The following is an 8,424-nucleotide window of genomic DNA, read 5'->3' as shown; positions in this document are numbered from 1 at the left end:
TCACGGCACAGGAGCGTTTGGGGGTTTTTTTCCCATATATTTTCTACATTAGCTGCTTATGTTTTTAAGGCCAAAAAGCCTTCATTAAAAAGAAAAGTTATTAAAAAACTTGCAGCTGCTTAAACCGAATTCGCGTTAATTAAAATACTATCAATAGAGGATAATTCTTTACTTATTGTTATCTGTCTTTTTATATTCCCCGATGATAATGTTCTGTTCATTCTATCACATTGCGAAAATAATTCTCGCTCACCATTGTCTAAAAATGTTGGGTTATACATTCCTAAATTATGCTGATTTGTGCGTGACCCACCATCAACATCTTGTTCAAATAATGCCTTTGTTTCAGGTGTCTTTTTAAGAGCTTTTAACTCATTATAATAAATACCGTGATTACTAGCAGATATTGTTAGATACGATGAAATGAATAATCCAGTAAGGAAAATTGTCGACAATTTCATAAAAAATCCACCGGTTGTTGTAATTAAACTATTTAAATATATTTTTATAAAAAAGAAGACTAGGTATTTGCTTGAATTGGAGTTGATATTTGATTGTCGCTTTCGTCTATCATGCTTATAGTTTCTAATTGCTTTTGTTTTTCTTCAAGTAACTTACGATAGAAAAATGCATGCGCGCATACAATTATAAACGCGTATGTAAAGATAGTATAACACATGATTGCAAGTGAAATTACATCAATTGCAATCAATTTACATAATCCATCGCTTATCATGGTACCTATTATTACAACAGAACGTCCTATTGTATGCATTATAAGTATATCAAATATATGTTCTTTGGATATGCGCCAAGAACCCTTTAATGACTGCACAGCACCGGCATTACTGTCTACTATGAAAAATTTACAGAATCTTAATCGTATCTCCATCAATAAACCAGGAATAATGAAAAGATAATATCCTATAAAAATCACAATATAATACAATCCAATAGTGCCAAAATAACTTGGAGTTTTCCTCAAAATAGAAACAGTTTCTTTAAAAGATATATTCTTATTGTCATATAATGCAATAGACATGAATGATCCTATCAGGTGACAAATAATCAAATACATAGAAACAAATAAAGGTATAAATAGGCTAACAAAACGGCTTAATTCTAATTCTTTTAGTTGGCCTGTTGTTCCGGTAGTGTTTTCCGCCATAAAACAATTCAGAGTAGTAGTGATCGCTTTAAAAATATTTTGTGTTATAGGTTCACACTTGATATAGCACACAAGTATTACAATTCCAACAAACAATAAGCTAGCGGCCGAAAATAACGTGAAAAGGAAATAAAAATGTTTACGTAACATTTTAAAGCTGAAATGAATTGCATCAAAAGCGAAATACTTTGTTTTGTTCATTATACATTGACCTTAATTTTTTGTTTCGATAACAAATTCATCATTTTCGTATTTGATTAAGACTTCTTTCGGTCTTAATTTGAGAACTTTTTCTTCCCAATCGGTAAGTATCTGTCTGTATTGTTCTTTAGTTAGTTTTAGCGTAGTTGGCACTTCTTCTTCTGAATATAAATCGCTCAGTAATATATAATTACCTTCTTTTTTTAAGAAAGTGCAATTACCATTGGTTTCATCATTTTTCCATTTATTAGTTAAACCCCACTCCTTAAAAGATGCTGGATAATATCCAATATCGCTTGTTAGAAAACCGCCAAGAATGCACATCTGTATGTTTGAGGCATCTTGAGATGAATAGTTTCCATAATTTTCATCAAGAAAAAATTTTACAATATCCATTTATAGTCCTTTAAATAATAGGATAGGCTGATTTCATATGGCCTTTTTGAGTAATAATCATTTCTATTTTTATGCCTTCGCTGGTATATCCATGGATAACATATTTTCCGCGATCATTAAGCTTGGGTGTTATACCACTTTTATTGAAATCTGCATATGCTTCATATAATTTACTAATTACTTCTTCTCGTGACCAGTGTTGAGGGAAAAATGTTTTACCTGGAATTGATTGCTCACCTACAATTATATCGGCCATATAACAACCATTTTTTTCTGCTGTTCTTACAAACTTCATCAGGCCACTTTTTTCTATAGTGCCCATGAAATCATGATGAAAACCACTAATACCTGATAGGGTATTTTTTGCATCATTCCATATAGGTTCTATTCCTAGAATGTGTTCATGAGCTATTTTAATATGCCCATTTTTGAATTCCGCAAATCCTTTTTTTGCACATTCTGGAAGACATTTTTCGATACAAGTAAATTTTTCTTTTAGTGCTACAATGTCTTGTCTGACTTTGGCTAAAATGCCATGTGTCATACTATCAATAAGAGCGCGAGAGCTGTTGATTATTTCTTTAGCAGCTCCACCAATATTTTTAAGATCATTAGACATGTGGAAAGCAATGCCTTCAGCCGTAACCATAATAGGATGGTTTGCAAGATGCGTATCGAATCCTTTTTTGAATATGCGTGATACAGCAGCAGCAGATTTACCGAGTTTTTCTAACGCATCTACTTCTTTAAGAAAAGTATAGGCAATTCCAAAGCCTTTGGTGGCAAAGACATCTGCTGCTAATTGGCCTACAAATTTAAAACAATGATCAGCTGTTGCGCCTTGTAGGGGTCCCATCATTGTGCAAAAAGTATCAGTACGTTGCTTGTATTCTTCTGGCGATAAATACAATTTTCCGACAGTCAAATCTGATGTAAAATCAGCAGTATTTCTTATAAGTTCAGTTAATGTAAATGTTGTGGTGATACCATTGTGTATTGCAGTAATAGGATCATTCAGTAGTGCAGTACCACCTTTTCCCAAGAGTGATCCTAGCTCACAAGCGAGATGCCCCATATTGGAAATTTGTGTAATGGGGTTAAGACCTTTAAAGAATGCAGTAAAGCCTGTGACTAGAAGCTCCGATGATCTTTGTAGGGTCGGATGTGTTCCGCTGAGAATAGCATGTGCGAGTTGTTGAATGTCACCTAATGTATGGTGAACCATTGAAAAATTAAAGATGAATGTAGGGTGATCTTGGGCTATTCTCATGGCATCTATTGAATCATAGACATACGATTCTATTTTTGGCAAAAAGTCTAGCTTACAAAGATGTCCATTAACAAATACACGCTGTGCCAAATCACTCATTTCATGAGCTACTGATTCGTAAGTATTATTGTTCTCAAGTATTGTTGCACAGGCTTGGTTAACATCAATTGGTATGAAGGATTCAGCAAGAATTTTATGATCTGAACGCGCTTCATATTTTTTGTGTGCTTGTTCAAGAATATCTATACCGAATTTTTTTACTATTAACTCTTTTTGTGTAGTTGTGTCGGCAATATTAAGAGATTCAAAAGTTCCAGCTATTTGTTTTTGAAGATGTGTTAATTCTTTATGAGCTGCAGGTAAAGATTTATTCTCAATGTTATGTAAGATAGGAGATATATTATTATTGGATAAGACAGGTTGATCATTTATTGTTTTAATGTAATCGGGACGCGAAGCATAACAATTATATCCAGCTTCAATTACATCAAAACCATATTGTTTTACAATAAAATCTTTGATCTGATCAGTAAGAATAATATTATGTTGTTGTGCTTGATCTAATATTTGTATTTCTAAGTAATGCAATTGAGTATGGGCTTTTTCAAGAGATGAAGTATGTGCAATTTCATATAATACATTTGTTATCGAGTCAGAATATATTTTTTCTACTATCGCATAACAGATATTTGTCGTTAAATTGTCATTTTTACCATTTTTAAAAAGTTCTTGTCGTAATTTAAATTCTTCTTGAAAAAGAGCGTTGCGATCTCCTTTTTGTTGTAAAGCTATACATTTTTCTCTAAACTCCTGAATAATTTTAAATGATTCTGGATTAGCATGTTGAGCAACGTAATCAGGGCTTGAAATAAGATCTCTTTCAGCAATTGCCATTATATCAATGTCTAAGTGTACGATAAATCCCGTTTCGCCAGTTCCATTGACAAAGCTACTGGTTAGAAATGTGTGATCACGTTTCCAAGGCCATAATTCTTTTAATTCAGCAAATGCTGTCATTTTGAGATCAATTGAATCAGCATGGTTTATTAGTGTGAGATATTCTCCTATTTTTTCTGGAACTAAAGCATTTGCAAATTTTATTTCAGCTGCAGCTGTTGGAAAGGTTTTTTTTCTAGAGAAAAAAAATACTTTTCTGTCTCTATATTTATCTGTAATTTCGTATTTAAATTGCTTGAAATGTGCTTGTACGCTTGGTAATGCAAATATATTTTTTGGGTTAGCAGAGGAAGTATGTAACTTGTTCAATTCTTGTAGAGCTTTTTGACGCTGTATTGTACGTATATTATTTTGTTGTGCGTGTGTTTGAGGTGTTTGCTTATTTTCTGTTTCTTGTCTGCGGGAATCAAGAATATCATCTTTAAGTTTGTTAGCAAAATCACTCTGTTCTTCTTGTCTACTTGATGAATGATGGCCATTAGTTGTATCTGAAATTGAAAGATTTTGATCATTAAAATTCAGATTTGAAGGCAAGTCAAATGATTGTCTTTCTTCATTCATGAGAGATATATCAGGATAAATTTGCATCATTCCATGTTCGCTATCTCCTGTTTCTTTGTTGTAATAATCTTGGGCGAGAAGAATCCGATCTTCATAAGTAATTGTATAAGATATAATTTTATCTGTGTCTGTTTCGTCGCTAAAATTATAAGGTTGTGTATCAAATGTATTTATACTGTTTGTATTGGTAGTTTCAGTAGTAGTGTTTGTACTTGTTTCAGAAGTGCTTTCCATGCCCAAAAAAGGATCAGTATCAGCATCTTGAACATTTAATGCAGAGATATGGGAAAAAATAAAAAATGTGAAAATGGTGGTTAGTATGCTTTTTTTTGTATGAAACATGTAGTTTGTCCAAGAAAATTTTAATAAATTTGTTTTGCTTTTAGTGACTGTATTTTTTTATAAGAAATTCAGTTTTACATGCTAATTCATGCGAAGCCTTTATGAGTGTGATTATGTTGGCAGCAATTGCAAAAACAACACCCCACGGTTGTAATTTTTTACAAAGTTGGTCTGAGAAACCTTCTTTTAATGTTTGTGATTCTGTTTGCAATTGATTAAGCGCTTGTTGAAAATGCATTTTTGTTAAAACAATAGGTAATTTTGGATTAAAAGTAGTTTGCTCCGCATAGTAAAATATTTTTGCTGAATCAATAAATGAACGTATGTCACGTAATGATTGTTGCTCCATTTGTTGTATTGTTTTTGCAATAAATGCATCTGTAATTGATGGATCAAGCTCTATCGATTGATCATGTATAATACTATTTTTAAAGATTTGAATTTTTTGCTCTTTATCAGGAGCTTGTATGTTAATAATTTTCCCTGCAAAGCGACTTTTAATCTCTGGAGGTAATTTGTCAACATTATTAGCAGTACCAATGACAATGATGTTAGGAAAGAATTTTTCTATATGATCAAGCATGAGCCAAAAGCTTGCAGCAGTTTGTGAATGGTCAGTTTGTTCGCTTTTATGGTGTTCAAATAATTTATGCAATTCATCGATAATGATGACTTTTTTTGATCCATCTGCAATGCATTGTGTTAAGGTTTTTTGTAGATTGATAGCAGTGTCATTTCTAAATTTACCTAAAAAGTTTGTTGCTGGAATAAATGCATAAGTATATCCAAGTATTTCAGCTATTGCGCAGGCTAACGTTGTTTTGCCTGATCCTGGTGGACCTACTAAAATAAAGCGATGAAAAGATGGTATATTTATAATGGGTTGATTTGAGAGAAGGCAACGTGAACGTAATTGTAAATATGTAAAAATTCCTTTTACTAATTTTGGAGCGTTTTCTATTGATGATTCTAAAATCCATTGTGCAGGTCTTGGTAATGGAGTTTTGTCTATTGTTTGATTTTCCTGAGCAATACTTTTTTCCGTTGCATTTTGTTGGTCTCCTGCATTTTGCTGAAAATACTCAGGATCAGGTATATATAATGGTGTCAGATTAAAATGTACTGATTTGTCAGTTGGCGTCTGTTGTTTTTCTTGGGCAGATGATAAGAAGCTGAATAAAGATATTAAAGTAATTAATCTAAGTTGGTTCATGAGAATATCGCTTTTTTAGCCTGATTTACCCAAGAATTTTCTGCATCTCTTTTAGCTTTTTCAGCAGCAGCTTTTTCAGCAGCAGCAGCTTCTCGGGCTTTTCTTTCTTCTGTGTTTGCCATCATATCTTTGTAAAGTTTTTTATGTTCATCAGGTATAAGTTGCTCAACACATTCCTTATATTGCAATGTCATTTCTGGGCTTTGATAATAACTAAGAGCAATTTGTATTTTTTGTTGCTGAACAAAATGTCTTTCATGCATTTCTAGATTTTCTTTATGATAACGATCTTGTCGTTCTTCATCAGTTTCTTCTTCAATATCATATTGTATTTTGGTTCTTTTGCTCAGATAGCTATTCATTCCCTGAGAGATATTATTTTGGGTGATAGTTATTGGATAAGGCTGATTTTTATTCTTTAGCTTGCTTTGCACCAAGATTTCTTTTGATAATTTTTCTAAATCTCGCCCAGAGTAGGGGTTTATTTTTTCTAATTCCTTAATTAAAAAGGATTCAGTTATTTCTGCATTCATTTGACTATTTTTAGTCGATAGGTTTTTGCGAAGAATATTGTTTTTTCTTGTGGGATCAGTCATTAGTGGGAATTCTATAAAGTCGGAGAGGATTCTGCTTTTAACTGGTTTTGGTAATTTATGTATACGATTCATCGTTCCGATAAGAAAGAAGTTATTATTGTTTTTTTGTCTATCAAGGAATGTCCATAATGCTGTAGCTGTTTCATCTGTGTCATGATGTTTGCTTTCAGTATTTTCAAGTAATCGATGTATTTCATCGATAATTAAAATAGTTGGCTTATTAGAAGATTCAATTTTTTCCAGTTCTTTTTGTAGCTGTATCGCTGTTTGATTGCGATACTCTTTTAAAAAAGATGTGCTTGATAAAAATTTATATTCCCAGCCTTCTTGAGACATTTTGTATGCTATGGCTTTAGCTGTAATAGATTTTCCAGTTCCAGGTTCACCCACAAAAAATGCTGATCTATAATTTTCCACACCAGGAAAATAGTTGGGATCTTGTAGGTAGTTGACGATACATTGAGCTTCTTCTGGAGAAGATTCAAAGACAAATTCCATTTCTTTGATATCGTTTTCATTAAAGGATTCGGTTTTGTTGATGAGGTTGAAATTTTGTTGTTGTTGAGCTATTTCATCCATAATTTTCTTACGAATTTCTTCTGGTACTTCAGGTGCATATAATGATTTTATGTCGAAATGGACAGGACGAATATTGTTAGAATCGATGGAATCATTTGGTAAGGAAGTCTGGAAAAATAATATAGATGCGAAAATAGTATGACGTGTGTACGACATGTGGTTACTCCGAAAAGAATATATTATGAAAACACTGTTATTCTTCATTGTAATGAATTTTTTGTATTTAACAAAATTTTTATAGAATGTAGATTTTGTGGCGCAATTATTCAGGTTGGATTTATTTTATAAGTAACCTGTGCAAATATAGCCTGAGTTATTAACATTGCTTGTTTTAAATCTTCTTCCTGCGCTCGTTCTGATACTTCGACGTTGCTTCCTACTTCGCATAAAGCTATGTAGGACACAGCAGCAGTAAGCACCCGCTTGGCTTTCGAGGTTTTGGCGAAGGTGCGTCTTCATATGTTTGTAAAGATCGTCTGAGAGGCTCTTTTGAGGGGGCTTTTGACCGCAATTTATGCAGATGTTAAACTTATAATAGGAAGTTATTCTGTTTAGGGCGTATTTTTAGGGGGGCTAAAAATGACTAAAAAACAAAAGTTTATATCAACTTTTTTCTTTATTGGATTATTGTTAACAGCAACGAGCGTTATGCCGATAACGGTTATTACTAATACTCCAGCAGTAATTAGGGTTGTGCCAGCGATGACTGTTATACCACGCAGTGAAGGATGGGCAGAAATACTAGGAACTGGTTTAGGTGTATTAGTTGGATGTAAGTTGGCCCAGTGGATAAAGGCCAAAGAACAACAAAAAGAACGTGTGCAATTTGCTAAGGGATTAGCTCCTTTGATAGGGCAAGAGATGGCTAACTTTATAAGCAATCTTGGGCCTGATGAACGAAAATATGCACTGCAAAATATGAGTTATTTAATACAATTAAATCAATCTTCTGCTCAACCAAAAATAACTTTTGCAAGGGCTAAGTTGCTTGAAGATATATTTAGAGCTTATCCGAAAATTAATTAAAGAAGAAAGCCCTTTTTAAAAAGGCTATAATAGCCTTTGGAAACAAACAAAAAAAAGGGCTGTTATGAAGTTTATATCAGATAAGCTGTGGTGTGAATTAAAAAGTGTATTTTCG

Annotated in this window: 7 protein-coding genes; 1 reads left to right on the top strand and 6 read right to left on the bottom strand. The window is 32.9% G+C overall.

Going from position 1 to position 8,424, the window contains the following annotated elements:
• Nucleotides 1-119: 119 nt before the first annotated feature.
• Genes VJJ26_00980 through VJJ26_00955 form a run of 6 tightly spaced genes read right to left on the bottom strand, consistent with a single transcriptional unit; the run spans nucleotide 120 to nucleotide 7,439 of the window.
• Nucleotides 120-461 carry a hypothetical protein gene (locus VJJ26_00980; GenBank protein HLC06736.1) on the bottom strand — a complete coding sequence of 114 codons (342 nt, stop codon included), beginning with the start codon at nucleotides 459-461 and terminating at the stop codon, nucleotides 120-122.
• A gap of 59 nt (nucleotides 462-520) precedes the next feature.
• The gene (locus tag VJJ26_00975; protein HLC06735.1) at nucleotides 521-1,369 is read right to left on the bottom strand and encodes a hypothetical protein; all 849 of its coding nucleotides are present in this window, start codon (nucleotides 1,367-1,369) and stop codon (nucleotides 521-523) included.
• 12 nt (nucleotides 1,370-1,381) lie between these two features.
• A complete protein-coding gene (locus VJJ26_00970; protein ID HLC06734.1) occupies nucleotides 1,382-1,765 on the bottom strand; it encodes a hypothetical protein in 384 nt (127 codons plus the stop codon).
• 10 nt (nucleotides 1,766-1,775) lie between these two features.
• On the bottom strand, nucleotides 1,776-4,895 hold the full coding sequence (locus tag VJJ26_00965; GenBank protein ID HLC06733.1) for an EndoU domain-containing protein: 3,120 nt from the start codon (nucleotides 4,893-4,895) through the stop codon (nucleotides 1,776-1,778).
• 40 nt (nucleotides 4,896-4,935) lie between these two features.
• Nucleotides 4,936-6,108, bottom strand: a complete 1,173-nt coding sequence (locus VJJ26_00960) for an ATP-binding protein (GenBank protein HLC06732.1) — start codon at nucleotides 6,106-6,108, stop codon at nucleotides 4,936-4,938.
• The gene (locus tag VJJ26_00955; protein ID HLC06731.1) at nucleotides 6,105-7,439 is read right to left on the bottom strand and encodes an AAA family ATPase; all 1,335 of its coding nucleotides are present in this window, start codon (nucleotides 7,437-7,439) and stop codon (nucleotides 6,105-6,107) included. The genes VJJ26_00960 and VJJ26_00955 overlap by 4 nt, the downstream gene beginning before the upstream one ends.
• Before the next feature lie 423 nt (nucleotides 7,440-7,862).
• Here VJJ26_00955 and VJJ26_00950 point away from each other — a divergent pair, with 423 nt between their 5' ends.
• Nucleotides 7,863-8,309: a hypothetical protein gene (locus VJJ26_00950; GenBank protein ID HLC06730.1), complete on the top strand. Its 447-nt coding sequence runs from the start codon at nucleotides 7,863-7,865 to the stop codon at nucleotides 8,307-8,309.
• The last annotated feature ends 115 nt before the right edge of the window (nucleotides 8,310-8,424 follow it).

Source organism: Candidatus Babeliales bacterium, assembly GCA_035288105.1.
Lineage (GTDB): Bacteria > Babelota > Babeliae > Babelales > Vermiphilaceae > SOIL31.
This window is presented reverse-complemented; position numbering and strand designations above follow the sequence as displayed.

What these genes read in the sequence shown, in the direction of transcription:
- VJJ26_00970 (HLC06734.1), bottom strand. Translation starts at nt 1,765, where the DNA reads ATGGATATTGTAAAATTTTTTCTTGATGAAAATTATGGAAACTATTCA.
- VJJ26_00980 (HLC06736.1), bottom strand. Translation starts at nt 461, where the DNA reads ATGAAATTGTCGACAATTTTCCTTACTGGATTATTCATTTCATCGTAT.
- VJJ26_00965 (HLC06733.1), bottom strand. Translation starts at nt 4,895, where the DNA reads ATGTTTCATACAAAAAAAAGCATACTAACCACCATTTTCACATTTTTT.
- VJJ26_00955 (HLC06731.1), bottom strand. Translation starts at nt 7,439, where the DNA reads ATGTCGTACACACGTCATACTATTTTCGCATCTATATTATTTTTCCAG.
- VJJ26_00950 (HLC06730.1), top strand. Translation starts at nt 7,863, where the DNA reads ATGACTAAAAAACAAAAGTTTATATCAACTTTTTTCTTTATTGGATTA.
- VJJ26_00975 (HLC06735.1), bottom strand. Translation starts at nt 1,369, where the DNA reads ATGAACAAAACAAAGTATTTCGCTTTTGATGCAATTCATTTCAGCTTT.
- VJJ26_00960 (HLC06732.1), bottom strand. Translation starts at nt 6,108, where the DNA reads ATGAACCAACTTAGATTAATTACTTTAATATCTTTATTCAGCTTCTTA.